The sequence below is a fragment of the Halovivax limisalsi genome, assembly GCF_023093535.1.
Lineage (GTDB): Archaea > Halobacteriota > Halobacteria > Halobacteriales > Natrialbaceae > Halovivax > Halovivax limisalsi.
In genome coordinates this window covers 3,847,176-3,871,550 of sequence record NZ_CP095757.1, presented here as the reverse complement: position 1 = coordinate 3,871,550, position 24,375 = coordinate 3,847,176, and the positions used below count along the sequence as shown (strand labels likewise).

Annotated in this window: 24 protein-coding genes and 1 tRNA gene; 8 read left to right on the top strand and 17 right to left on the bottom strand. The window is 69.1% G+C overall.

Annotated features, from left to right (window positions below; translation table 11 throughout):
• Positions 1–25 precede the first annotated feature (25 nt).
• From MXA07_RS18040 to MXA07_RS18030, 3 genes are all read left to right on the top strand, one after another.
• Positions 26–1,189, top strand: coding sequence for an extracellular solute-binding protein (locus tag MXA07_RS18040; RefSeq protein WP_425492236.1), 1,164 nt, complete (start codon positions 26–28; stop codon positions 1,187–1,189).
• Positions 1,186–2,802 carry an ABC transporter permease gene (locus tag MXA07_RS18035; protein WP_247729976.1) on the top strand — a complete coding sequence of 539 codons (1,617 nt, stop codon included), beginning with the start codon at positions 1,186–1,188 and terminating at the stop codon, positions 2,800–2,802. Before MXA07_RS18040 ends, MXA07_RS18035 begins: the two co-directional genes overlap by 4 nt.
• A 76-nt stretch (positions 2,803–2,878) precedes the next feature.
• Positions 2,879–4,900: a DUF7846 domain-containing protein gene (locus MXA07_RS18030; protein ID WP_425492235.1), complete on the top strand. Its 2,022-nt coding sequence runs from the start codon at positions 2,879–2,881 to the stop codon at positions 4,898–4,900.
• Positions 4,901–5,068: 168 nt separating this feature from the next.
• Here MXA07_RS18030 and MXA07_RS18025 read toward each other — a convergent pair whose 3' ends face one another.
• From MXA07_RS18025 to MXA07_RS18010, 4 genes are all read right to left on the bottom strand, one after another.
• Positions 5,069–5,740 carry a dolichyl-phosphate hexose transferase gene (locus MXA07_RS18025; RefSeq protein ID WP_247731781.1) on the bottom strand — a complete coding sequence of 224 codons (672 nt, stop codon included), beginning with the start codon at positions 5,738–5,740 and terminating at the stop codon, positions 5,069–5,071.
• Positions 5,741–5,953: 213 nt separating this feature from the next.
• On the bottom strand, positions 5,954–7,588 hold the full coding sequence (locus MXA07_RS18020; protein WP_247729974.1) for a GMC family oxidoreductase: 1,635 nt from the start codon (positions 7,586–7,588) through the stop codon (positions 5,954–5,956).
• Complete coding sequence (locus MXA07_RS18015) at positions 7,585–8,103, bottom strand: gluconate 2-dehydrogenase subunit 3 family protein (RefSeq protein ID WP_247729973.1); 519 nt, start codon at positions 8,101–8,103, stop codon at positions 7,585–7,587. The genes MXA07_RS18020 and MXA07_RS18015 overlap by 4 nt, the downstream gene beginning before the upstream one ends.
• A 190-nt stretch (positions 8,104–8,293) precedes the next feature.
• Positions 8,294–9,043, bottom strand: a complete 750-nt coding sequence (locus MXA07_RS18010; RefSeq protein WP_247729972.1) for an SOS response-associated peptidase — start codon at positions 9,041–9,043, stop codon at positions 8,294–8,296.
• Between the two features lie 149 nt (positions 9,044–9,192).
• Here MXA07_RS18010 and MXA07_RS18005 point away from each other — a divergent pair, with 149 nt between their 5' ends.
• Complete coding sequence (locus MXA07_RS18005; protein WP_247729971.1) at positions 9,193–9,438, top strand: hypothetical protein; 246 nt, start codon at positions 9,193–9,195, stop codon at positions 9,436–9,438.
• A gap of 119 nt (positions 9,439–9,557) precedes the next feature.
• Entirely contained in the window at positions 9,558–9,698 is a 141-nt protein-coding gene (locus MXA07_RS18000; RefSeq protein ID WP_247729970.1) for a hypothetical protein, read from the top strand.
• A 68-nt stretch (positions 9,699–9,766) separates the two neighbouring features.
• Here the strand turns inward: MXA07_RS18000 and MXA07_RS17995 are convergent, their stop codons facing one another.
• The 5 genes from MXA07_RS17995 to lrp all read right to left on the bottom strand — a co-directional run bounded on the left by MXA07_RS17995 (position 9,767) and on the right by lrp (position 11,913).
• A complete protein-coding gene (locus MXA07_RS17995) occupies positions 9,767–10,231 on the bottom strand; it encodes a DUF302 domain-containing protein (protein WP_247729969.1) in 465 nt (154 codons plus the stop codon).
• Between the two features lie 325 nt (positions 10,232–10,556).
• Positions 10,557–10,638, bottom strand: a tRNA-Ser gene (locus MXA07_RS17990).
• A gap of 50 nt (positions 10,639–10,688) precedes the next feature.
• Positions 10,689–10,901, bottom strand: coding sequence for a DUF7981 family protein (locus MXA07_RS17985; RefSeq protein ID WP_247729968.1), 213 nt, complete (start codon positions 10,899–10,901; stop codon positions 10,689–10,691).
• A 58-nt stretch (positions 10,902–10,959) separates the two neighbouring features.
• On the bottom strand, positions 10,960–11,340 hold the full coding sequence (locus MXA07_RS17980) for a Rid family detoxifying hydrolase (protein ID WP_247729967.1): 381 nt from the start codon (positions 11,338–11,340) through the stop codon (positions 10,960–10,962).
• Between the two features lie 120 nt (positions 11,341–11,460).
• Positions 11,461–11,913 (bottom strand): HTH-type transcriptional regulator Lrp, encoded by a 453-nt coding sequence (lrp, locus tag MXA07_RS17975; RefSeq protein ID WP_247729966.1) that lies wholly within the window; start codon positions 11,911–11,913, stop codon positions 11,461–11,463.
• A 125-nt stretch (positions 11,914–12,038) separates the two neighbouring features.
• Between lrp and glnA the strand changes: the two genes are divergently transcribed.
• On the top strand, positions 12,039–13,394 hold the full coding sequence (gene glnA / locus MXA07_RS17970; RefSeq protein ID WP_247729965.1) for a type I glutamate--ammonia ligase: 1,356 nt from the start codon (positions 12,039–12,041) through the stop codon (positions 13,392–13,394).
• A gap of 68 nt (positions 13,395–13,462) precedes the next feature.
• Here glnA and MXA07_RS17965 read toward each other — a convergent pair whose 3' ends face one another.
• The 5 genes from MXA07_RS17965 to MXA07_RS17945 form a co-directional block, all read right to left on the bottom strand.
• Positions 13,463–14,857: a YihY/virulence factor BrkB family protein gene (locus MXA07_RS17965; protein ID WP_247729964.1), complete on the bottom strand. Its 1,395-nt coding sequence runs from the start codon at positions 14,855–14,857 to the stop codon at positions 13,463–13,465.
• A gap of 122 nt (positions 14,858–14,979) precedes the next feature.
• Positions 14,980–15,600 (bottom strand): hypothetical protein, encoded by a 621-nt coding sequence (locus MXA07_RS17960; RefSeq protein WP_247729963.1) that lies wholly within the window; start codon positions 15,598–15,600, stop codon positions 14,980–14,982.
• Positions 15,601–15,860: 260 nt separating this feature from the next.
• Positions 15,861–19,196 (bottom strand): PAS domain S-box protein, encoded by a 3,336-nt coding sequence (locus MXA07_RS17955; RefSeq protein ID WP_247729962.1) that lies wholly within the window; start codon positions 19,194–19,196, stop codon positions 15,861–15,863.
• Positions 19,197–19,352: 156 nt separating this feature from the next.
• Complete coding sequence (locus MXA07_RS17950; RefSeq protein ID WP_247729961.1) at positions 19,353–19,820, bottom strand: hypothetical protein; 468 nt, start codon at positions 19,818–19,820, stop codon at positions 19,353–19,355.
• Positions 19,821–19,955: 135 nt separating this feature from the next.
• On the bottom strand, positions 19,956–21,122 hold the full coding sequence (locus MXA07_RS17945) for a tRNA (guanine(26)-N(2))-dimethyltransferase (protein ID WP_247729960.1): 1,167 nt from the start codon (positions 21,120–21,122) through the stop codon (positions 19,956–19,958).
• A 152-nt stretch (positions 21,123–21,274) separates the two neighbouring features.
• Here MXA07_RS17945 and MXA07_RS17940 point away from each other — a divergent pair, with 152 nt between their 5' ends.
• Entirely contained in the window at positions 21,275–21,631 is a 357-nt protein-coding gene (locus MXA07_RS17940; RefSeq protein ID WP_247729959.1) for a hypothetical protein, read from the top strand.
• Between the two features lie 40 nt (positions 21,632–21,671).
• Here MXA07_RS17940 and MXA07_RS17935 read toward each other — a convergent pair whose 3' ends face one another.
• Positions 21,672–22,364, bottom strand: coding sequence for a lipoate--protein ligase family protein (locus MXA07_RS17935; protein WP_247729958.1), 693 nt, complete (start codon positions 22,362–22,364; stop codon positions 21,672–21,674).
• 55 nt (positions 22,365–22,419) lie between these two features.
• On the opposite strand from MXA07_RS17935, the gene MXA07_RS17930 reads away from it, so the two are divergent.
• Positions 22,420–23,355, top strand: coding sequence for a DUF8155 domain-containing protein (locus MXA07_RS17930; protein WP_247729957.1), 936 nt, complete (start codon positions 22,420–22,422; stop codon positions 23,353–23,355).
• Between the two features lie 28 nt (positions 23,356–23,383).
• On the opposite strand, the gene MXA07_RS17925 is transcribed toward MXA07_RS17930, so the two are convergent.
• Complete coding sequence (locus tag MXA07_RS17925) at positions 23,384–23,851, bottom strand: hypothetical protein (RefSeq protein WP_247729956.1); 468 nt, start codon at positions 23,849–23,851, stop codon at positions 23,384–23,386.
• A complete protein-coding gene (locus MXA07_RS17920; RefSeq protein WP_247729955.1) occupies positions 23,852–24,370 on the bottom strand; it encodes a winged helix-turn-helix domain-containing protein in 519 nt (172 codons plus the stop codon).
• Positions 24,371–24,375: the final 5 nt, after the last annotated feature.

The window sequence follows — 24,375 nt, the reverse complement described above, 5'->3', positions numbered from 1 at the left end:
TTTAGGTTGACCTAAAAGGAATATGATGGACGACGATACAAACCGAATCTTGTCGCGCCGGCGCGCGCTACAGGCCTGTTCGGCGGTCGGTGTGGCATCGATTGCGGGTTGCAACCAACTGCTCGGCGAGGACGACGACCAGTCCGTCGCCATCCCGTCGCTCGCGGAGTTCCGGGGCTCGGGATCGCTGGTGGAAGGGCGACCGGCACCGGGCGGTACCTCGATCGAGGACCTGCCGGACCTCTCCGGCGACCTGGCACTCTACATCGGCGGCGGCGAGGGTGGCATCTACTACGAGTTCGTGGAGATGCTCCAGAACATGTACTCGGACTTCGAGGTCCACCCGACCGACAACGACTCCGCGTCGCTGGCCCAGAGCATCGTCCAGGAGGTCGACGCCGGCGCGACGCAGGCCGACGTGTTCTGGTCGATCGACGCCAGTTCGCTCGGCTACGTCGCCGAAAACGACGCCTACGAGCCGCTGTCCGACGAGGCGGTGGACGCGGTCGGCAACGACCAGTTCGTCGGGGACGACAACGCGTGGGCCGGCGTCGCCGGCCGCGCCCGCGCCGTGCCGTACAACACCGACGAGCTGAGCGAATCCGACATCCCGGACACCGTCCAGGACTTCCCGGACTTCGAGCCCTTCCAGGGGTCGATGGGCTGGGCGCCGACCTACGGCGCGTTCAAGTCGTTCGTCACCGCGATGCGACTCCTCCGGGGAGACGACGAGACGCGCCAGTGGCTGGCCGCCATGAAAGACGCCGGGACCGAACGCTACGGCAACGAGTACGCCGTCTCGGAGGCGGTCGCCGACGGATCGCTGTACGGCGGCTTCGCGAACCACTACTACGCGATGCGGGTCAAGAACGGGCGGCCTGACGCCCCGATCGACCTGGCCTTCACCGAGGGCGACGCCGGGGCGCTGATCAACATCGCGGGCGCGCTGAAGATCGAGGGAACCGAGCGCGGCGACCTGGTCGACGACTTCGTCCGCCACCTGCTCTCGGCCGAGGCCCAGGAGTACTTCGCGACGATCAGCTTCGCCTACCCGATGATCGAGGGCGTCGAACCCGTCGGCGGCCTGCCGACGGTCGACGAGCTGAACCCGCCGGAGATCGACCTCGCGGAGCTCTCCGACCTCGAGCCGACCCTCGAACTGATGGACGAGGCCGGCGTCTCCGGATGAGGGTTCGGGAACGCGTCGCGAACGCGGTCGACCGAGCGGACGGCGATAGCGCCGGCAGCGCCGCCGACGTCGGACTCGTCCTGCTCGCCGCGGCCATCGCGGCCGTTCTCACGCTCCCGCTGCTCTGGCTGGTGTTCGACGCCGCCAGACTCGGCACGCGTGCGCTCGAACTCGCCGTCGATCCGCAGACGATCGAGGTCCTCGTTCGGAGCGTCGGACTCGTCGCGATCGTGACCGGCGGGAGCGTCCTTCTCGGCGTTCCGCTCGCGCTGTTGACGGTGCAGGGGGCGATCCCGTTCGCCCGGTTCTGGACCGTCCTCGTCGCGCTGCCGCTCGCGATCCCGAGCTATCTCGGCGCGTTCGCGTTCGTCTCGGCGTTCGGCCCGCGGGGCGAACTCGTCGGCTTCCTCGCCCCGCTCGGTGTTGCGGCCCTGCCCTCGGTGTACGGCTTCGCCGGCGCCGCGTTCGTGTTGACGCTGTACACCTACCCCTACGTTTTCCTGACCACGCGAGCGTCCCTGCTGTCGATGGACGGCTCGCTCGTGGAGGCGGCCAGAACGCTCAACGCGGGTCGGTGGGAGGCGTTTCGCCGGGTCACGCTCCCGCAGATCCTGCCCGGCATCGCGGCCGGCGCGCTGCTCGTGGCGCTGTACGCGCTGGCGGACTTCGGCACGCCGAACATCATGCGGGTCGAGGTGTTCACCCAGTTCATCTACGCCCGACAAAAGGCCCACGACCTGGACTACGCCGCGTTGCTCTCGCTGCAGTTGCTGACGGTGACCGCGATCATCCTGGCGCTCGAATCGCGCATCGGCGCCGACGACGCCGGCGCGTACGAGAGCGGCGGGAGCCGCGGGAGCGCCGATCTCGACCTCGGGATCTGGCGGTACCTCGCGCTCGCGTTGCCGATCACGGTCGTCCTGCTGGCGATCGTGCTCCCGGTCGCCATTTACTGGATGTGGCTACACACGGGCGGACCCGGCTACGAGATCGGCCGGCTGACCTTCGACTGGGAGTACGGCTTCAATTCGGCCTACGTCGCGGCGCTGGCCGCCGCCGCCTCGATTCTGGTGGCGCTCCCGATCGCGATCGGGTCGGCGACCTCCGGCTCGCGGGTGGCCGCGCTGGCGGATCGGGTCCCCTACGTGGGATTCGCGACGCCGGGGATCGTCCTAGCGGTCGCGTTGCTCGGTTTCACCCTCGACGTGCTGCCGTCGATCTACAAGACCGTCCCGCTCCTGATATTCGCCTACGTGGTCCGGTTCATGCCGCAGGCGATCGGCTCGATCCGGACCTCGACGCGACAGGTCGACCGCACACTCGTCGAGGCCGCTCGCACGCTGGGGCGATCCCGGCTCGCGGCGTTTCGGTCGGTGACGCTCCCGCTGATCATCCCCGGCGTGGCGGCCGGCGCCGCGCTGGTGTTTCTCACGACGATGAAGGAGCTCCCGGCGACGCTCATGCTGCGCCCGCTCGGGTTCGACACGCTCGTGACGTACATCTGGCGGGTCGAGGAGACCGGCCACTACGGTCAGGCCGCGGTGCCGGCGCTCGTTCTCGTGGGGATCTCGGGGCTGTCGATGGTCGTGATACTCGCGCGGGACGGGAGGTGACACCGTGAGACTGATGGGACTCACCGGAGCGGACAACGGCGTGAAACGGGACGAGGGGGCGGAGCGAACCGCCGCCGTGAGAGATCGACCGTGGCGGGTCGTCGTGGCCCTCCTGGCGCTCGTCGGTGCCGTCGTCGCCTGGCTGCTCGCGACCCGAACCTTTCCCTACCACTCGCTCAACCACGACGAGGCGGTCTACCTCCAGCAGGCGGCGATGGTGCTCGAGGGGCAGTTGTTCGTCCGACCGCCGGTCGAGGGGGTCTTTCGCCCCTGGTTCTTCGTCGAGGACGGAGACCGGCTCTACCCGAAGTACACGCCCGTTCCCGCGGCGATATTCGCGCTCGGGGAACTCGCCGGCGGTCTCCGACTCGCGCTGGCGGGGATCGCGAGCGCCATCGTCGCGCTCGCGGCACTGGTCGTCGCCGAGGTCTTCGATCGACGGGCAGGGCTCGTCGCCGCCGCCGCGGTGCTGTGTTCGCCGCTGTTCCTGATCCAGACGGCGGTGTTCCTGCCGTACGCGCCGACGGCGATGCTCAACCTGGCGTTCGCGTACGGCTACCTCCGCGCGGACCGGACGGGCGACGTTCGGTTCGCCGGGGCCGCCGGGGCGGCGATCGGACTGGCCTTCTTCGCGCGGCCGTACACGGCCGTCCTGTTCGCGGCGCCGTTCGTCGGGCACGCCTGCTGGACGCTCCGGCGGGATTTCGGGCGCGCGCTCCCCAGGCAGGTCGCGACGGCCGCGCTCGGACTGGCCGGCGTCGGCCTGACGCTCGCGTATAACGCCGCCGTCACCGGCTCGCCGCTCCTGTTTCCCTACGAAGCCTTCGCCCCGCTGGACGGGCTGGGCTTCGGCCACCGGGAGATCCTCGGACACGCGATCGAGTACACGCCCGAGCTCGCGTTGCGGTCGAACGCCCTCGTGCTCGAGGCGTTCCTCACGAAGTGGTTCGTCGGCGGCGCCGCGGGCGCGGGGCTGGCCGCGGTCGGGTTCGCGGTCGTCGTTCGTCGCGGCCTCACCCCGCGAACGGCGATCCTCGCCGGGCAGGCGCTCACGATCGCCGTCGGTAACGTCTACTTCTGGGGGAACCTCAACGTCCTCGGCGACCTCGATCGCGCGGGCGACGGCCTGATCGCCACCCACGGCCCCTACTATCACTTCGACCTCCTGCTCCCGGTCGCCGCCTTCGCGGCCGTCGGCGCGCTGGCGCTGGTCGGCGTCGTTCGACGCCGGAGCGCCGCGTTCCTGTCGCCACGCGGCGTTCGCGCCGCGCTCGTCGCGACCGTGCTCGTGGGCGCGCTCGTCGCCGGCGGTGCGACGTCGGCGAACCTCGCGGAGCCTCTCGAGCGAAACCAGGAAATCACCGAGACCTACGAGCGGGTCTACGCCCCCTTCGAGGGCGACGCGGTCGAGGAGCCCGCGCTCGTGTTTCTCCCGACGCCGTACGGCGATTGGCTCGCCCACCCGTTTCAGGCGCTGTACAACGGCCCCGGGCTGGACGGCGACCGCGTCTACGCGCTGGAGGGACGACCGTTCGACGTGGCCGACGCCTATCCCGATCGCTCGCTGTACCGGTTCGCGTACCGCGGAAGCTGGGCGCCGTGGGCGAACTCGCCGGCCGGCGCTCGCCTCCAGCGCGTCGACCGCGTCGAGGGGGAGACGATCGCCGTGAACGCCACCGTCGGCGTCCCGGAGGCAGCCGCCAGCGTCACCGCGACCGTGAGGACCGACGAGGGGAGCGAAACCTGGATCTCCGGAGACGTCGCGAACGCGACGGACGCCCGGCTGCTCGTCAGCGACGGCGAGGTTCGCCTGGACGGGCCGGCCTGGTCGGCCACCGAGCCGGTTCCCGCCGGGGACCGGGAGGACGTCATGCTGACCCTGTTCGTCGACCGCGGCCCGGGCAACAGTTTCAGCTACCGGCTCGAACTGCCGGTCGAGACCGACGACGGGACGGTGCGGGCGCTCACGCCCCGGGTCGAGCGGTGCAGCGGGATCCGCGAGTGCGGCGGCCGAGCGGCCTACCTTCCCGATAGCGCTCCCGCGGGAACGTTCGTCAGGACCCGACTCGCGGCGGTGGACGGGAACCGATCCCGTTAGCGCCCCGCCTCGATCGTGTGGAGATGCCGTCGGCCGCGAGCCGGCGTTTCTCTCCGTTGTGAAACGGGTGAGAGTGAGCGAGTGATCCGCCGTCGTCCACGCGTGCGACCCGCTCTTCCGTCGATACGGCGTTCGAAAATCAGCCGTCGGCGCCCCGAACCCGGTCGCCTACCGCGTCGGTCGGTGGGACAGCTCCCGCAGTCGCTCTTCGAGCGAGACCTTGACGATCGAACGGGCGATCTCGGCGCCGCCTTTGAGCGGATCGAGTTTGGTCTCGCCGGCGCGCTCGCGGTACTCGATCGGGTGTTCGCGAACGTCGTAGCCGCGCATGAGCGGTCGGATCAACAGTTCGGCCGAGAGGCCGGTGTTCTCGGTCCACTCGATGGACTCGACGACCTCGCGGCGGTACGCGCGCATCCCCGTCGTCGTGTCGTGGACGCGGGTGCCCGTCAGGACGCTCGCGACGGCGGCGAAGGCGCGATTGCCGAGCCGGTTGAACGCCGGCATCGCCTCGGCGCCGTGGTAGAGGCGGTCGCCGCTGACGACGTCGTAGCCGTCGTTGATCAGGTCGAGGAATTCAGGGAGTTGTTCCATCGGGTAGGTGTCGTCGCAGTCGGTCGTGACGACGACCGGGCGGTCGGGCGTCAGGATGGCCTCCCGGACGGCGACGCCGTAGCCCTGCGGTTCCTGTTCGATCACCGTCGCGCCGCGCTCGCGGGCGATCTCCGGCGTCCGGTCGTCTGAGCCGTCGACGCAGACGACCTCGGCCTGGCCGTCGGTGACCGCCGCGACGTCGTCGATGACGGTGCCGATGGCCGCCTCCTCGTTGTAGGTCCCCATCACGACGCTAACGTCCTCGAACGAGAACCGGTCGCGATCGGCGCCGGCCGTCGCCTCTGGGTCCGAGCCAGGGTCCGCCACCTTCGCATCGTCCTCGTCCGCGTCGGTCGGATCGATCGTGCTGTCAGTCACGTCTTCGCCGGGTACGTCGGCACTCATTGGCGGTACTCTCGGCCGGGCGCACTTATGTTTTTAGGTTCACCTAAAAAAGCGTCAGGCCGACTCGTGGACGTGGTCGGCCGCCTTGAGGGCCAGCGCCGCGATCGTCAGCGTCGGATTCATCGCGCCGCCGGTGGGGAAGACGCTGCTCGAGGCGATCCAGCAGTTCTCCAGGTCGTGGGTGCGCAGGTCGGGGCCGACCACGCTCTCTGCCGGGTCCGAACCCATCCGGGTGGTCCCCATGTGGTGGTAGGCCGGCCCGGTGGCGTCGGGGCCGACCTGCCAGGTGATCTCGGCGCCAAGTTCTGCGAGGATCTCCTCCTGGATCTCGTTGACGCGCTCGATGGTTTCGAGCGCCCGGTCGCCGACCGTCCAGTGGACGTCGGGGACCGGATTGCCGCGGTCGTCGGTGGTCGAGCGATCGAGGCCGACGTAACTGTCCTCGCTGGGGAGCTGCTCGACGAGGCCGCCCATCCCGACGTGGGTGCCGTACTCCGAGCGGAGCCGCTCGAGGAGCTCGTCGCCCCAGTCCTCCCCCGTCAGCGCCATTTCGACCGGCGAGGGGCCGGCGTAGTTGAAGAACTCGAGCTTGAACGGGGCCCGCTCGGCGTCGGCCTCGTCGTAGAACTGGTGGCACTCGCTGGTCAGGAAGCCGACGTGGTTCTGGCGGGTCGGTTCGTCGAGGACGCCGCCCGCGCCCGCGAAGAGGTGGTCCATGAAGAACCGGCCGACGAGGCCGCTAGAGTTGGCCAGTCCGTCGGGATAGTGATCGGACTCCGAGAGCAGCAACAGGCGGGGCGTCTCGACGCCGCCGCAGGCGACGACAAACGCGTCGGCCGCCTGCCGGTGCGTCCGGTCGCCGGGCGTCGCGTAGACGGCCGCCTGGATCGCGTCGGGGCCGTGTTCCAGGCGCTGGACCGGCGCGCGGTCGATCACGGTCGCGCCAGCCCGCTCGGCGCGCTCGACGTGGACCGTCGCGTCGTACTTCGCGCCGGAGGGACAGACCGGCTGGCAGGTGCCGTAGCCGACGCAGGCGCTCCGATCGTCGTAGGTCTCCGAGTTGCGAGCGTTGGGCACCGAGTGCATCGCGATCTCGAGTTCGTCGCAGGCCTCGGCGAACAGGGAGTCGCTGTAGGAGGGCGGAAACGCCGGCATCGGGTGCGGGTTCTCGCGGGGCGGCGCGAAGGGATTGTCGTCGGCCCCCGCCACGCCGAGTTCGCGCTCGGCCTCGGCGTAGTACGGACGGAGGTCCCGGTAGTCGATCGGCCAGTCCGCGCCGACGCCGCGGACGCTCTTCGAGTTGAAATCGTCCTCGTGGAGTCGCATCACCATCCCCTGCCAGTGCAGCGTCGAACCGCCGACGCCGCGGGCGCGGGCGTGATTCAGCGGGTAGAACCACTCGCCGGTCGACGCGTAGGCGTCCCGCTCGGGATCGCCGTCCCAGACGTCCGGCCGGTCGTAGGACGGCCGGATCGCCCGTTCCTGCCTGGCGAGGCGGTCCTCGAAATCGAACCGCGACCCCGCTTCGAGGATCACCACCTCGTGGCCGGCCGAGGCGAGTCGATCCGCGACGAGCCCCCCCGCCGGGCCCGCGCCGATGACGCAGACGTCGGCGTTCTCGACGGGGGTCCGATCGACGTCCCCCGCCGCCGGTTCGGCGGAGCCGGCGGGCGGTCGTTCCTGCGTCACGCGTCCGGCCCCCGCTGGTAGCTTCCCATCCCGCCGGCGTGGCCCTGCGGGTTCTCGATGCCGACGAGTTCGCCGCCGGTCGGCGAGGCGTAAAGCGCCAGCAGGAGGTCGTTGACGACGTAGTACCGGATCCGCTCGCTCGGCATCCCCGACGGGTCCTCCTCCGCCTGGTCGGCCCCCAGGTTCCGCAGCACCTGGTCGCGGTCGGCGACCGACAGCGCCGCGAACACCTCGCCGTACCAGACGTCCGCGTTCTCGTCCAGCTCGTCGACCGCCGTCGCGATCCCCTCGGCGTGGGACCGGTCCGCCAGCCGCCCCTCCAGAAAGGTCTCGACGAACGTCGCCGTCCCGGAGACCTCGCTCGGGTAGACGACCTCGGCGGCAGCGACCATCGCCGTCCGGAGTCGACGGACGTCGACCCGCTCGCCGCCGGGCGGGACCACGCAACCCGCCCCCGTCGCTGCGAGGCCGAGCGCCGACAGCGCGGCGACCGCGTCGCGCCTCGTCAGTTCCATGCGCGGGGATTAGGCAGGCCTAAACCATATATTCGTTGAAACGGCGTGAGCCGGGCGGTCGCGGTGCGGACGATACGACCGCGACACTCCGAGCCGGTCGGCGCCCCACGACGCTTCGATCCGGTCGACCGGCGACGGACCGTCGCGGTCAGCGGGCGTGGGTCCTCTGCGGGCGACCGATCGCCGCGACTCAGGCATCGACCGGTTCGACGAGCGACGGATCGTCTGCGGCCGGGCTGTTGACGGCCGTCGAGACCGGATAGGCGGTCATCGACTCGGCCGGGTGCGGTTCGAGATCGGCCGTCGGATCCTCGGCGCGCAACCACCGCCGTTCGGCGCCGGGGGAAAGAATCGCCGGCATGCGGTCGTGTAACTCCGCGACCAGTTCGTTCGGCGCCATCGTCACGATCGTCACCGTTTCGCAGGGCCCGGGATCGTCCGTCGGCTCGTCGATGCCGCCGCCGAACGCGTCGAGGCCTGCCTGCTCGTCGGCCGACGGGGGCTCGCGTCGCTCCCACAGCCCGGCCATCGCGAACGGGCGGTCGTCCTCGAACGCGATCCGGTACGGCTGGTTCCCGGTCTCCGTCGGCACCCACTCGTAGAAGCCGTCCGCCAACACGAGACACCGCCCCGACGCCGGAGCCGCTGCCAGTTCGTCGGCTCCACCAGCTGTGGTCGGCCGGCCTTCGTACGCCGAGCGAAACGCTCGCGTCTCGGAGAGCGATTCGGCGCGGGCGTTGATCAACCGGTCGCCGTCTCCCCACGGCGGCGAAAACCCCCACTCGAACTGGCGAATCGTCTCCGGCGCCTCGTCCGGAACGACCGCCACCGACTGGCTCGGCGCCGCGTTGTACGTCGGGGTGAACGCTCGCTCGAAGCGCGCGTCGAAGCGGTCCTCCAGATCCGCCGGCGGCGTGAACAACGAGTATCGCCCGCACATAGGGGTCGGTAGGGATCGGAGCGCCAAAACCGTTCTCGCCCACCCGGGTCGATCGGCGTCGCCACCGACATTGGCCCCGAAAACGGGAGGATCACCCGCCCGGTCGACGGTGCGGTTTAAGGTCCACCGGGAAAAACGGGGGAGCACGGATGTCCAGCGAGCCGACGGACGCGGCGGACGCGGGCGGTCACCGCGCACGATTGGGGCAGCTTTCGCAGGTGCTCGAGCTGGTCGCGCCGGCGCTTCTCGTGGTCGGCTTCGCCGGCGCGCTCGCCGAGGGCGTCGCGCCGGTGCGGCTCGACTCCCCCTTCAGCTACCTCTTCTACGCGGGGATCGCCAGCGCGTTCGTCGCGGTGTACCTGGCGATATTCCTCCACGAGGACGTCGAGGAGTGACGCCGAGCGCGACCCTCCCGGGCGACGCGGACCGAAACGGGAGAGTAACCGCCGCCTACGGCCGCGATCGCGATGGTACGCGCGCCGTACTATTGGGTAGGTCCGGCCTCGTGAGGCGTATGTCCAGCGAACCGTCGCCGGCGACGTCGGACGACCGCTACGAGTGCCTGCTCAGAGACGACGGCCACCTCGAACTTCGCCACCGCGAGCGCGCCGACGAGTGGATCGCCACGGACGCTCCGGCCGAGATCCGACCGTAGCCGAGCGGATGGGCGAGAGAACCGGGGCCGGGGTCGCCGCGTCGTCGGACCAACCCGTCGACACTCTCTCAGACCGCCGCCGCGTCGTCGGCGTGGGCCTCGATGTTCGCCCAGACCTCGGTCATGACCTCGCCCGTCATCTCGACGAGGGCCTCGACTTGTGGTTCGCAGTCGCCGGGCGCACAGCCGAGATCCCGGATCGCCTTCGTCGTCGAGGCGTGATAGACGCAGACCTCTCCGTCGTCGTCCTCGTAGACGACGGTCGTACAGGGGAGCAAGCCGGCGAGCTGCGGATCGATCTCGAGGGCTTCCTTCGCGATCTCGGCGTGACAGACGACGATGAGCGCCGTCTTCCTGATCTCCTCCTCGAGGACGCCCGCGACGAACTCGTCGAGACGCGTCAGGGCGACCGTCTCGAACCCCTGGAACTCGTGTTCGAGCTGGACGTGCATGACCGCGTCCTCGAACGGCAGATCGAGCGTCGTGAAGAGCGCCTCCTCGACGGTGGGCGCAGGCGTCTGTGGTGTGGACATGTACCGTTCTCGGCGCTGGTCCGATATAAAATACGGGAGTAGGGCCGCTATTTTCCGCTGTATTCGGCGCGCGTCGATCGATCGTCGAAACCCTTCCTGATCCCGGCTGCGACTTGCTTGCTCAAATCTCTTTTATCAGGTAATTTCGCGTCACGGATTGTTCGCGACGCTACGCGTCGCTCACGGTTTTGTGACGCGAAAAACGCCTCACGGCTTCGCCGTTCGGCAAATCGCGATTCTCACTCTCCGTTGCTCACGGCTTCGCCGTTCACGTTTCCGAGGCGGTCACTTCGTTCCCGCCTCGCACTCGCTCCGAACCTCGCGACGCCAGGACAGGGATTTGAACCCTGAATCCCGAAAGGGAACACGCTTTCCAGGCGTGCGCCTTACCGTTCGGCCATCCTGGCTCGGTCGGAGATTGCCGACTGGGTCGAATAAGTCTTGCGAGGTCGGTCGCTCACCGCCCGCGGTCGGCCGCCCACGCACGCAGACGGGGTTCGTACCGGTAGGTCGCCCCGGTCGCCAGGACCGAGACGACGGCGATTCCGACAAGTACCTCGACCAGCCGGAGATCGACTACTGAGAGCGCCACCGCGGCTTGCGCGAGGACGCCGAAGGTCAGCCCGCCGATCAGCCCCCACAGGACCGCCGACTGCATTCGTTCGGTCACGTGTGCGTGCGTAAATCTCGAATACCGTCGATTTCCCTGCCGATTCCGTTCGAATTCCTTATTCGAGGTTCGCGATCGCCTCGATCTCGACGGCGGCACCCTTGGGGAGGTTCGCGACCTCGACCGCGCTACGGGCCGGCGGGTCCTCGTCGAAGTAGGTCGCGTACGTCTCGTTCATCTCCTCGAAATCGTCGATGTCGGCGAGGAAGACCGTCGTCTTGAGGACGTCCGCGGGCGTCGCGCCCTTCTCCTTCAAGATTGCGACGACGTTGTCGAGCGCCTGCTCGGTCTGGACGGCAACGGGTTCGTCGTCGAGCAGGTCGCCGTCGGGCGTCAGCGGGATCTGGCCCGCGGTGAAGAGGATCGAGCCGTTCGTCGTCGCCTGGCTGTACGCGCCGACCGCCGCCGGCGCCTCGTCCGTGCTGATTACGCGCTTCATACCTGGGGGTGCGTCGCGACGCGATATAAAAGGCGGCGAATTCGTCGCCGGTCGGCCACTTTGATCGGCGTCGGGCCGCCCGCCCGCGTTCGGCCGACTCCCATCGTCCGGTTTCGACCGTCAGGTTTCGAGATCGAACTGCTCGTTCTCGGTGACGGCGTTGAGGACGACGCTCGTGTTCGACTCCTTGATGTCGGGATCGGTGAGCAAGGTCTTGATCTGTTCGTTCATCCCGTCGGTGTCCTTGAACTTGCCGACGGCGGTGACGTCGTAGTCGCCGGTGACCTCGTAGACGGAGATCATCTGGCGGTGCTCGCGCAGCCGGTCGGTGATGTCCGGGAGCGCGTCGCCCTCCACCTTGAGCTGGATCACCGCGGTGACGTCGTAGCCGAGCTCGCCGTAGTCCACGCGCGGGGTGTAGCCGTCGATGACGCCGGCGTCCTCCAGGTCGGCGAGGTGGTTCGAGACGGTCGTCACCGAGACGTCGAGGTCCTCCGCGAGGCTCCGCAGGCTGGCCCGCCCGTCGCCCAGTAGCGCATTCACCAACTTCGAGTCGAGATTTTCGTACGTCATCAGTTCCTCCCACTCGCTCCACCCATTAGAACTTTACGAATGAACAGTTTACTCGCGAGATCGGGAGAATTACGCGGAACAGCAGGGTTTTAGTGAAGGAGATAGATGAGTTAGACGAGATTCGGATGACAACCGGCAATCTGACAACGACGGAAGAATCGGTGCTCGAAACGATCGAAGACGAAGAAATCGACTTCCTCCGACTGCAGTTTACCGACATTCTCGGCGTCGTAAAGAACGTCTCGGTCCCCGCCCGCCAGGCGGAGAAGGCGTTCCGCGAGGGGATCTACTTCGACGGCTCGTCGATCGAGGGCTTCGTGCGCATCCAGGAGTCCGACATGCGCCTGATCCCCGACCCCGAGACGTTCGCCGTCCTCCCGTGGCGGACGAACGAACAGGGCGCCGCGGCCCGCATGATCTGCGACGTCGTCGACACGTCGACCGGCGAGCCCTTCGCCGGTGATCCGCGGACGGTCCTCAAGAGCGCGCTCGACCGCGCGAGCGAACTGGGTTACACCGTCAACGCCGCGCCCGAACCCGAGTTCTTCCTCTTCGAGGAGGACGAGGACGGCCGCGCGACGACGAAGACGAACGACGCGGGCGGCTACTTCGACGTCGCGCCGAAGGACCTCGCGAGCGACGTCCGCCGGGACATCATCTACGGCCTCGAGAACATGGGCTTCGAGATCGAGGCCAGCCACCACGAGGTCGCGGAGGGCCAGCACGAGATCAACTTCGAGTACGACGACGCCCTCGCGACCGCGGACAACGTCGCCACGTTCCGCACCGTCGTCCGCGCCATCGCCGCCCAGCACGACCTCCACGCGACCTTCATGCCGAAACCGATCCCGCGGATCAACGGTTCGGGCATGCACACGCACCTCTCGCTGTTCACCGAGGACGGCGAGAACGCCTTCCACGACGGCGACGACGAGTTCGACCTCTCCGAGACGGCCCACTCGTTCCTCGCCGGCATCCTCGAACACGCGCCGGCGATCACGGCCGTCTCGAACCCGACGGTCAACAGCTACAAGCGCCTGGTGCCGGGCTACGAGGCGCCGGTCTACGTCGCCTGGTCCGATCGCAACCGCTCGGCGCTGATCCGCAAACCCGCCGCGCGCGTCCCCGCCGCCTCGCGCATCGAGGCCCGCTTCCCCGACCCGTCGTGTAACCCCTACCTCGCGTTCGCCGCGCTGATTCACGCCGGCCTCGACGGCATCGAGCGCGGCCTCGAGGCCCCCGACCCCGTTCGCGAGAACATCTACGAGTTCGACGAGCAAAAGCGCGAAGAGTACGGCATCGACACGCTTCCGTCGAACCTCGGCGAGGCGGTCGACGCGCTCGAGGACGACGCGGTCATCAAAGGCGCGCTCGGCGAACACGTCAGCGAGAAGTTCGTCGAGGCAAAGCGCCAGGAGTTCGAGGACTACCTCGTCGACGTCTCGCAGTGGGAACTCGATCGCTACCTCGAGACGTTCTAGGCCGCCCGGCCGATTCGCTGCCCGCGAGTTCCGTGTTCGGCCAGACGCACCTCCACCGCAGGTCGCCGCTAGGAGCGCCACTCGCCGATCCGATCGCGCAGGCGCCCGGGCAGGCCGAGCGCCGAAATCGCGGTCCCGAAGATGACCATCAGGAGGTAGACGCCGAGCGTCGAGGTCCAGATGACGAACATGGCGAGGATGGCCGCCCCCGAGGTAAGGAAGTAGTAGGCGGCGATCGTCATCGCCGTGCCGTACAGTAAGACGAGGTAGGGACCCCAGCCGTGGGCGTGACCGCGGCGGACCCGCCGGCGGACGTAGCGCTTGAGGTCGGCTTCGAGCGCCTCCCTCTCGACCGTCCGTTCGTCGACGCCGGCCTCGAGGTCCGCGAGTTCGGCCCGGAGCTGTTCGATCTCCTCGCGGAGGACGGCCGGATCGTCGCCGCGATCGCGCGTCCGGTCCGACTGGCGCGAGGCGCGAGCGGAGGCGGCGCCCTCGGACGGCCTCGCGCGAGACTCGTCGGTGCCGTCGGTCGGCCCGGCCCGATCGCCGTCGATCGCAGGCCCGGCCGCGTCGCTGTCGGGCGGTGATTCGGGAGTCCGCGTCGCGTCGTCGCGATCCGTGGCGTCCTCGGTCATCGCTGCACGGTCGATCTGTCGATAGCCGGGACTTTGTAGCTGCCGATCCGATTCGGCACCGGCGAGAACCGCGTTGAGCGTGGCGCCGAAGACGACGACGATCGCGCCGAGGTAGAGCCAGACGAGCACGAGCAGGACGCCACCGAGCGCGCCGTAGATGGCCGAGCCCGCGGCCACGGTCGCGTAGATCGCGAACGACCGACTCAGGACCAACCAGCCCACGGCGGCCAGGACGGTCCCAGGGAGCGCCGCGCGAACCGAGACGTCCGCGTCCGGAAACACGACGTAGAGCGGAAGGAACGCCACGATGAGGGCCGGCAGGACGAACGCCGAGCCGAGCCAGCCGCTGACCGGGAGCGGCGTCCAGAGCAGGACGACTTCGAGCACCCCCACGAGAACCAACCCAGTCGTGATGGCGCCCGCGACGACGGCGGCGTCCCAGAACGAGTCGAACAACGATCGGTCCAGCCCGGTTTCGTAGACGAGTGCGAACGCGCGGTCGAGACCCCGAAACACGCGACTCGATCCCCAGATGATCCCGACCGCCCCCACGACGGTCGCCCCGCGGCGGCCCGTCTCCTCGACGAGGGCCTCCCGGAGCAACTGCTGGGCGCCGGGCGTCAGAAAGTCCGAGACGCTCAGGGACAGTTGCCTGACGAACTCGTCCCCGCCGAGGCTCGTCGCGACCCCGATCACCAGCAACGCGATCGGCACCAGCGAGAGGAAGGCGTAAAACGCGACGCCGGCGGCGATCAACGTCAGCTGTCGCGACCGGGCGATCGAGAGGGTCTCCCGAAGCACCGAGCGCACCGACACCCGATCGGTCACGCGATGGGATACCACGCCCAGCGGCTAATAGGCGGACACGTCCTGCGGCTGGCGAGAACCGGGCGCACCGGTCGGCGCGACGAGGCGTTCGGGCGCGGTCCGGCGGCCGGACGATCGACCCCCTACAGCGCCCGGACGAAGAACAGCGTGTAGCAGAGGACGACGCTGAGCAGAACGAACACGGCCGCGACGAACGCGCCGGCCATCGGGTCCGTCGGAGCGAAGTGTCGAATCGCGTTGATCGAGACGGCGAGGTAGGTGATGACCACGGCCCCGACGCCGAGGGCCCCGTTGACCGTCCGGATCGGCGCGTCAGCGGTCTCGACCGGGTCCCAGAGCTCCTCCGCGGTGAGAAAGCGAAACGTCGAGTTCGACCGGGTGGCCATCCGGCGACCGAGGCTCCGCCAGACGTCGACGTGCTCTTCGGCGAGGTTGTGGCCGATGACGACCACGTACTCGTACTGCTGGCTGATGCTCCCCAGTTCGCGGTAGAGCCACTGGTTCGACCCCTCGGTGATCGTCTCGATCAGCACGATGGCGATCTCATCGCCGACGACGTAGTCGACGCCGCGGGCGCCGCCGGTGTGATCGACGTTCAGCTCCTGGTCCGCCCAGTTTCCCACGTATCGCCGGAGGTAGCGACGCAGGTCCGAACGAAATCGCGCGTCGTTCGTCCGCGGCGGGCGCGATCGGATCCAGCTGTAGAGATCGTGCGTGAATACGTCGGCGATACCGAGGTCCACTCGATTCGTTCGCGTCGACACGGTCATCGACCTCCAGGGGTGATCCGCGACGCGCTCGTCGAGTCGGGCGCACTCGTCGGGAGAGCAGCCGCGGCCGAGCGGCGATTTTCCGATCCTCGCTCGGCTGGGTGGTCCCCGCTGCGGTCCGTCCGGCCACCCTCGTACTGTTCGTCCGACTTCATACATGACAGGTGCGTTCGACCCGACGTAGGGACTCTCGCTCAGCACCTAGGGCAGGACTACGGCACGGGGCTAACTAGTTAGCCCGGGGGTTCGAGGACCGCTTCGAAGAGCCGCGCCTGCGCCGATCGCAGGTGGTCGTGGAAGGTCGGCGAGGAGACGTCCATCAGGTCGGCGAGTTCGCCGCCGGTCATCTGTCGGGGAGACTCGAAGTAGCCGGCGTGATACGCGAGCAGGAACGCTTCGCGCTGGCGATCGGTGAGCCGGTCCAGCGCGGCGGTCCCCACCAGCGACGGCCCGTCGTCGTCGGACTCGGTCTCCCGCCTGGCGCGCAGGTCGACCGACGCGTACCGGCGACGGTAGGCCTCGACGAGCGCCCGCACGTCGGTTCCGTGGGGCACGCGGACGCGGACCCGCACCCGATCCGGCGTGGCCGACAGCGCCCGGATCGTCCCGCCGACGTCTCGAAGCGGTTCGAGGACGGTTTCGTCGGCCGTTTCGAGGCGGACCAGCGCCCGCCCGCCGCCCGCCGCGAGGACCTCGGCGGTGCCTGGCATCGCGTCGAGCGAGTCCAACCAGGCGGCGTCCGCATCGACGTCGACGCCGGCGGCAGTACCGTCCTCGGCCGACCGGACCGCCGCTGACTCGCTCGATTCGGCCGCCGACGCGTCGGCCGCATTGCCGTCGACCGGTTCGATCGAGACGAACTGCGTGAGTCGGCCGCCCGACGCGGCTGCGCCCTGCAACTCGATGGTCCCGTCGACCCCACTCGCGAGCCTCTGGTACAACCCGTCCGGGTCCGACAGGTCGAGATCGACGGCGAGTTCGGTCCCCGACGCCAGCGCGCGCGAGCGCTCGATCGACCGGATGGCGCCGCCGACGGTCGCGCCCACTTCCTCGAGGATCGTCACCAGCTCGTCGGTGAACACGCCCGGCGATCCGCCGAAACACACCAGGCCGCCGGCGACGGGGTCGGCTCGAAACGGCACGGCGACGACGGTTCGACAGCCGTAGCGCATGGCCGCTCGGCGGACCGACGGCCGATCGACCGCGTCGAGCACGTCGTCGACGACCTGGGCGCTTTCGCGTTCGATCGCCCGGTCGAGCAGGTCGCGATGGCGTTCGGCGAGCGACGCGTCGTCGCCCTCGACGTACCGATCCGGCATCCCGCGCCAGACCGATGGCGTCGTCGTCTCCGCGACGGGATCGTACGTCCCGACCCACGCCCCCTCGAACGCGTCGAGCGCCGTCAGAAATTCACAGACCGACCGTTCCAGATCGGGGCGCGTGTCGGCGCGCTCGACCGCGCGGAGCGTCTCTCGCGTGAGGTGGGTCTGCAGTTCGAGCCGGCTCACGTCGTCGGAGACGCGTTCGAGCGCCCGGTCGCGCTCGACGATCGCCGACTGTCCGCTCGCCCGGTCGAGCGCCGCGGTGATCAGCGTGCCCAGGAGCTCCAGGAGGTCGACGTCGATCGGCGAGAAGCCGTCTTCGATCGGATCGCCGACGACCAGCACGCCGTGATCGCCGAGCGGGACGAACACGGCGCTTTCCGAATCGAGTGCCGGGTCCGGGACCGATCCGGACGAGGTGGCCGATCCGTCGCCGAGGGGCGATTCACCGCGTGGGGAGGAGTCGTCGGCGCGAACCGATGGGTCGCCGAGGCTCGGCTCGTACCGGACCGACTGCTCGGCGAACGTTCGCCAGGCGATCGACGCGAGCGACCGGTCACGCACTGGCCGGGGCGGCGTCCCCGGTTCGGTCCACGAGGCGACCGTTTCGAGCCGGTTCTCGTCGGGTCTGAGCGCGTAACTCCGCGCCTCGGGCCGGTCGAAGACGTCCGTCGCGGCGGCGACGGCGATCTCGTGGACCTCGAGCGACGTCGACGCCCGGAGGATGTCCTCGCTGATCGCCGTCAGCGCCTCGCGGAGCTCCTCCCGGCGCTTTCGCTTCGTGACGTCTCGCGCTTCGACGAGCAGTTCCGCGATCGCGCCGCTCTCGGTCCGGATCGGTCGGATCGAGAAGTCGGCGACGCGGTCCCGTCCGTCCGACGTGAACGCGAGCTCGCTCCGATAGAAGCGCCCGTTTCGAGCGCGTTCGATCCCGGTTTCGATCCGGTCGGCCGACTCGGGCGTGACGTCGAACGCCTCGTCCATCGTCGACCCGACGACGCTCTCCGGATCGGCCTCGTCCAACATGGACTCGTTCACCTCGAGGAAGCGACCGTCGAGATCGAGCAGTCCCGTGAACTGGTAGGTGTTCTCGAAGATCGCCTCGAGGCGGCGTTCGCGTTCGTGTCGCTCCGTGACGTCGCGAACGATCGTCGAGACGCCGTCCGCGGCCGGGTAGATGTACGCCTGGAACCACCGCCCGAGCGACTCGACGTGAGCCTCGACGGATCGGGCGTCGCCGGTCTCGACGGCCTCGCGGTGGGCCTCGTAGAACGACGTCTCCGTCATCTCGGGGATCACGTCCCAGATATTCCGGCCGACGAGCGCGTCCGGGTCGGCGTCGAGCAACGTCGCGGCCCGCTCGTTCAGGTAGGTCAGTCGATCCGCGTCGTCGACCGAGACGAAGCCGTCCGTGATCCGTTCGAGCAGGAGTTCGCGCTCGCGAACGGCTTCCTTGTACCGGGTGATGTCCTTGGCCACGCCGACGATGCGGTCGACCGTCCCGTCCGCGTCGCGAATCGGAACGCCGCTGTCCTCGACCCAGCGAACTTCGCCGTCGGGCTGGACGACCCGGTAGACTTCCTGATAGCCCGTCGCCATCGATTCCAGCGCCGTCCGGACGCGGTCGCGATCGTCCGGGTGGATTCCGTCGAGAAACGCGGTTCGATCGGATTCGAGGTCTTCGACGGGGCGGCCCCAGACGTCCTCGTAGGCCGGGTTGACGTAGTGGGTCTCCCCGGTCGTCGGGTCGGCCAGCCAGACGACCTCCTCGATCGTCTCGGCCACCTCCCGGAAGCGCTGCTCGCTCTCCGCGAGGGCCTCGCGAACGCGATGGCTTTCAACGGCGTTCTCGATACGGTTGGCGAGCGTCTCGTAGGTGTCCGCGGCCCGCCCCTTCGTGACGTAGTCGGTCACCCCCGCGGCGATCGCCTCGCTCGCGACCGACTCGCTCCCCCGGCCCGTCATCAGGATGAACGGGAGGTGCGCGTCTCGGTCCCGAATCTCCGCGAGCAGTTCGAGACCGTCCAGGTCCGGCATCCGGAAGTCGCTCAGGACGCACTCGAAGCGATTCGCATCGAACAGGGCCAGCGCCCTCTCCGGATCGTTCGTCTCGGTGACGTCGAATCGATCCCCGAGCCGCTCGAGGTGGCGTCGGACGAGGTCGGTCGCCTGCGGATCGTCGTCGACGTGGAGCACGGCGATCGGTTCCTCCGGATCGGAGCTGGCCGACGTCTCGGAGGCGTTCACCGTCGCTCACCACGGGCGCGCGACGGTCTCGCCGAACGTCGGGATGGGGGCCACTCGATCACGGTCTGATACGCGTCGTAGTATCAGCATCGATAAAAGTTCGATGCCCAAGAGAGACGGGGTTTATGATGGGTCGGCTTTGAATCGGCGCCCGAATTACGTCGACCCGTCTCCGGCGGCGGTCTCGATCTCGAGTCGTACCGAATCCCCGTCCCGGAGGGTGTACGACATCGGGTCGACCGATTCGCCGTCGACGAGAACCGCGACCGACGTCTCCGCCGTCGTCCCGTCGTACGTCGTCCCGTCGACAGTCACGACGGGGTCGCCGTCGTCCAGTTCGAACGCGAAGTGGGGGAGGAGATCGATCGCTTCGCCGGCGGTCACCGGGTCTGCGCCCTCCATGAACCACTCCTCCTCGCCGGCGTGGAGGTGGAAGGCCGCCGAGTCGTTCGAGGCGTGTTCGGACTGGAAGCGATCCGCCGTGAGGTCGACTGCCTCGCCGTCGATCACCACGGTGATGTCACCGCGGGCGTCCATACGGTCCTCGCCGAACAAAACGCCCGTACAGCCGGCGAGCGCCACGGCTGCACCCGCCGACAGAAGCGTCTTCCGTCTCGTCGTCATCGGACGATCCTTGGCGACGGAACAGTTAACTCACCTCCGCTTTCCCGTCGGCCGGGAAGTGGGCTGCCCGCGGCGATTCGATCCTGGTTTGCGGACTGCCCGAAACCGCGACTTCTGGCGCACTTCGAACTCGGGCTACCCGATCGTCTCCCTGGCGACCGCCTCAATGTCGCCGACGTCGGCGTCGGTTTTGAACGTCGTCCCGCCGTAGTGGGCCGGGGTGGCCGCGTGGCCCGCCGCGCGGAGCGAGTCGAGGAAGTCGTCCATCGCGTTGGCGGCCAGCGACCACTCCTTGCAGAGGCGGTGCTGGTCGTAGTGAGTCGGCTCGTCCAGTTCCGCCGCGACGGTGTCGCAGATCGACCGGGCTCGCTCGGCGGTCCCGAAGTCGTCAGGAATCCGCTCTCGCACGGCCGCGACGAACGCGGGATCGCGGTAGGCGCCGAGCCAGACGGGGCCGGCCGCGAGCACGCGATCGCCGCCGCAGTTCGGGCAGCGCTCCAGCGGGTCCGCGATCAGTCCGGGATCGGCCCCGGAGGCCCCGCCGCGGTCGGCCTCCCGATACAGGCAATCCTCGCAATGATGGAGAAAGCCGAGTTCCTCGAGGGCGGCGTCGGCGGCCGTCGCGCGGTGGTCGAGTTCGAGGTACGTGCGGACGTAGTGACTGCTCGCGTGCGTGAAGATGGGCGTGACGCCCACGTCCTGGCGCGCGGCGCTTCGCGCGAGCGCCGAGAGCAGGATACGCACGCCCATCTCCGGGTGGTAGTCGGTGTTCCGCGGGATCGCGCCGTAGGAGCGGACGCCGCTCCGGAAGTGTGCGCCGCACAGCGGCGCGGTGTCGGTCGCGGTGACGCAGACGAGGTTGCGCGCGTTCGCGAACGCCGCGTCCGCGTAGGGCATCGGCGTCCCGTAGGGGTCGAGATCGATCACGTCGAGCGCCTCGTCCATGTCGCGCCCGCAGCCGTACATGAACGCGTTCGCGTCCTCGCGGACGACGGTGAGGCTCGACGCGACGTCGGTTCGCGCGGCGTTCTCCCGGGCGAGCGAGACGGCTTCCTCGTCGAGATCACAGCCGTAGGCCGTCCAGCCGTCGGTCGCGGCTCGAATCCCGCGTATTCCGCTGGCCGTCATCGCGTCGAGGTACGTCTCGGCGCGCGGTTCGCGCTCGTCGCGAAACGCCCGCAGGACGGCGATCGTGAGGTCGCGATTGAGCGCCTGGCGCGGGTTGTAGAACACCGACGCCTCCACGCCCGCGGTGGATTCGCCGGGAACCTCGATCTCGACGCCGCCTTCCGAGACGCGCATACGCTCTCTCGACCGGCGGGCACGAAAAGGGCGGTGATCCGCGGTCGGGAACCCGAGGCGACCCGATAGATCGTCGGCGTCGGCGACGGAAGCCGTCGATCGTCCGCCGTCGCACCCAAACCGATTTTACCGGTCGGCATAGAGTGTCGGCCGTGTCGGAGCCGAACCCGGTCGAGCGCTGGCAGGCCGCCCTCGAGGAGGCGGGCGAACTCACGCCAGATCTCGTCGATCGGATCTCGCGGATCCACGGCGATCGCGGCGTCCGAGCCATCGAGGCCGTCGGCGAGCGCCGGGTGAAGGTCTACCGCGACTTCACGGTCGTCGTCGGCCACCGCGACGAGTACGTCATCGAGGACGGCGCCTGTACCTGCAAGGACGCGACGTACAACATCGATCCCGAGGACCCCACCGAGGAGTGCTGGCACGTCCTCGCGGTCGCCATCGCCCGCCGCATCGGCCACCTCGACTACCACGACATGTGGTACTCCGACGTGCGCGAATTCCTGTGAGCAGAGGCTCGCCGGACACCGTCGATCGGCAGGAGACGACTCACTCGCCGGCCCGCTCGACGCGAGCCGGTTCCCCCTCACCGACGAGCCCCGCTTCCAGTTCTCGCCGCAGCTCGGCCGCACCGACCTCGGCCGACGCGGCCACGCCACCGACCGAATCCGGGTCGAGCGGGACGTCGAGGGCGGCGTAGACGTCGTCGAGGACGGCGGCGAGGGCGTCCCGATTTGCGACGACGAGGATCCCCGCGACGAGCGCGCCGTCGGCGGTGACTCGCTGGGCCATCCCGGCGACTTTGGGGCCGTCGGGGAGGCGGAGCGAGTGCGTCCCGGGACAGAAGGAGTCGGTCGGCTCGCCCGCCTCGACGACCACCCCGCAGTTCTCCAGCGCGTCGGCGACGTCGGCGGTGATGTCGTCGTACCGATCCCGAATGCCCGTCCGGAGGTCGTCGACGGGGGTGGCGCGGGCGAACGCGAGGGTCGTCTCGCCGTCGTACGCCACCGCCCGACCGCCCACGGGACGGTCGACCGGCCGAAATCCGTGGCTCCTGGCGGCCTCCCGGGCCGCCTCGTACCCCGGCCGATTGGCGTCGCGACGGCCGAACGCCACCTGGCGGTGCGGGGTCCAGACGCGCACCGCCCGACCGCCCCCGCGGGCGTGGTCGAGGAGGTCGCGACTCGTCGCGCGGTCGGCGTCGACGGTCTCGGCCCGGCCCCGGACGACGACTGTCGTCACGGCCGGCCGTTCGAGGCCGAATGACGTAAACGTACGCGCTCCGCACGTGCGACCGATGACCACGGGGCCGGTCGACCGGTTCGGCGGAGACGAAGCCGTGACGGTGGACGAATCGACCCTCTCGCACTACCGGCGCTTCTCGCTGTACAACTCGCCGTACCCCGCCCACGGCGACGGCTGCGCGATCGACCTCTACCCCGGTACGAGCGATCCCGCGTCCGAGCTGGCGACCCGCTCCCCGTCCCCCGTCGCCGGGGTCGTCCGCGACACGTGGACCGTCCGGGCCCCGCCGAAACTCTACGCGCCCGAGTTCGATCATCTACTTCTCGTCGACGTCGAGGAACCCGCCGGCGCGGCCGGCCTCGTCGCCAGGATCCTCCACGTCGATCCGGCCGTCGAGGCCGGCGACCGCGTCGCGATCGGCGACGACCTCGGCGAACTCGTCCGCGCCGGCTTCTTCGCCCCCTGGGTCGGCACGCACCTCCACCTCGGGTTTCGCCGGCCGGACCAGCACCTCCACCGCGCGACGGGGTCGCTCCCGGTCCAGGTCGGCGTCGACCTCCGACCGGTCGCGTGGAACGGCGAGGGCACCGTCGTCGCGACCGGCGACACCTACGCCATCCTCGACGCGCCCGCTCATCCGAATCCGGGCGAGGAGTGGGCCGGCATCGCGGCCGACGACGGCGGCGTCCTCGACGGGGGCCTGCCCCACTACGAGACCGGCGGCGTCCTCGAGCCGGACGGCACGAGATCCGGCCCCGTCGACGACGGCTTCGAACCGCGACCGGTCTCCCTGAACGGCGACGAACTCGGCGGGGCGACGGGGCGGACGATCGACTGGCAGGACGCGACGGCCCTCGCGAACGGCGAACCGATACACGGCCTCTCGTTCTACTGCGCCCGCGACGCGGACTTCGGCGCGAAACTCATCTGTCCGGATCGGCCCTTCGACGTCGGCGACTGCGTCAAGGTGTCGGTCGTTCGGAAGTGATCTTCGCCGGGCTGCGATGCAGCCCGGTCTACGTCGCGGCACCTGGCCCGGGCAGCGTTGGCACCCGTCGTTCGAGCGTCTCGAGACTGCACTCGAGCACCGCCATCGGGTTCGGGTCGTCGAAGTCACTTGGATCGCGTCGTGATCCGTCCCAGCGTTCACAATCCACCTGAAAGTGGCTCGGGCCGGGGTCGGCGTGCGAATCGTCCTGGTACCAGCCGCACGACCAGTCCGCATCCGCCTCCGTGTACTGGATCCGGAACCAGTCGCGCCCGTCGCGAGGTCGCCACTCGATCTCGAGCGTGGCCGCGTCCGACCGATATTCCGTCCCGAACCAGGTCGTGGTATCGATCGCAGCGACGAGACGGGTCGGGCGCATCGGGCTCGGTCGCGCTCGGACGTGTTCGACGAACGGTGCGCGCTCGAGTCGGTTTCGAAATCGCTTGTGGATCTCGTACCGATCGAGATGCGTATCGCCGGGGACGCCAGGAACCATCTATACTGAGACGCCCGGGCGGTCGCGACCGGCCGCGTCGAGCGAGTCGTAGAGAGTGATCGCCTCCTGGAGCATGGTCGCGCGCTGTTCGAAGTACGCCCAGTCTTCGGCGTCGCGAATGCGTTGCTCGCGATCGGGCGCGTCGACGCCGTCGGCACCGACGCTCGCGCGCAGCTCGTCCGGCGTTTCGACGTCGTACGTCCGCCGGAAGTCGTCGACGTCGCCTCTGATCGCGTCGAGTTCGTTCGCGAGGTCGTCCTTCGCGTACGTCTCGATCAACTCCCGGAGCTGATCGAGGTACTGGCGCTTTCGATCCGGCGCGTAGCGCGTCTCGCGACCGGCGTCGATCGTTTCGAGGACGCCCGCCTCGACGAGCTGGTCGAGGTATTTCCGGGCGGTGTTCGGGGACAGGTCGGCCGCCTCGGAAATCTCTCGCGCATTTTTCGGCCCTCTGACGGTCATCGCGACGTCCCGGAGGCGAGTGAGTTTCGCTGCGTGATCGTTCGAGCTGGAGGGCATACGCT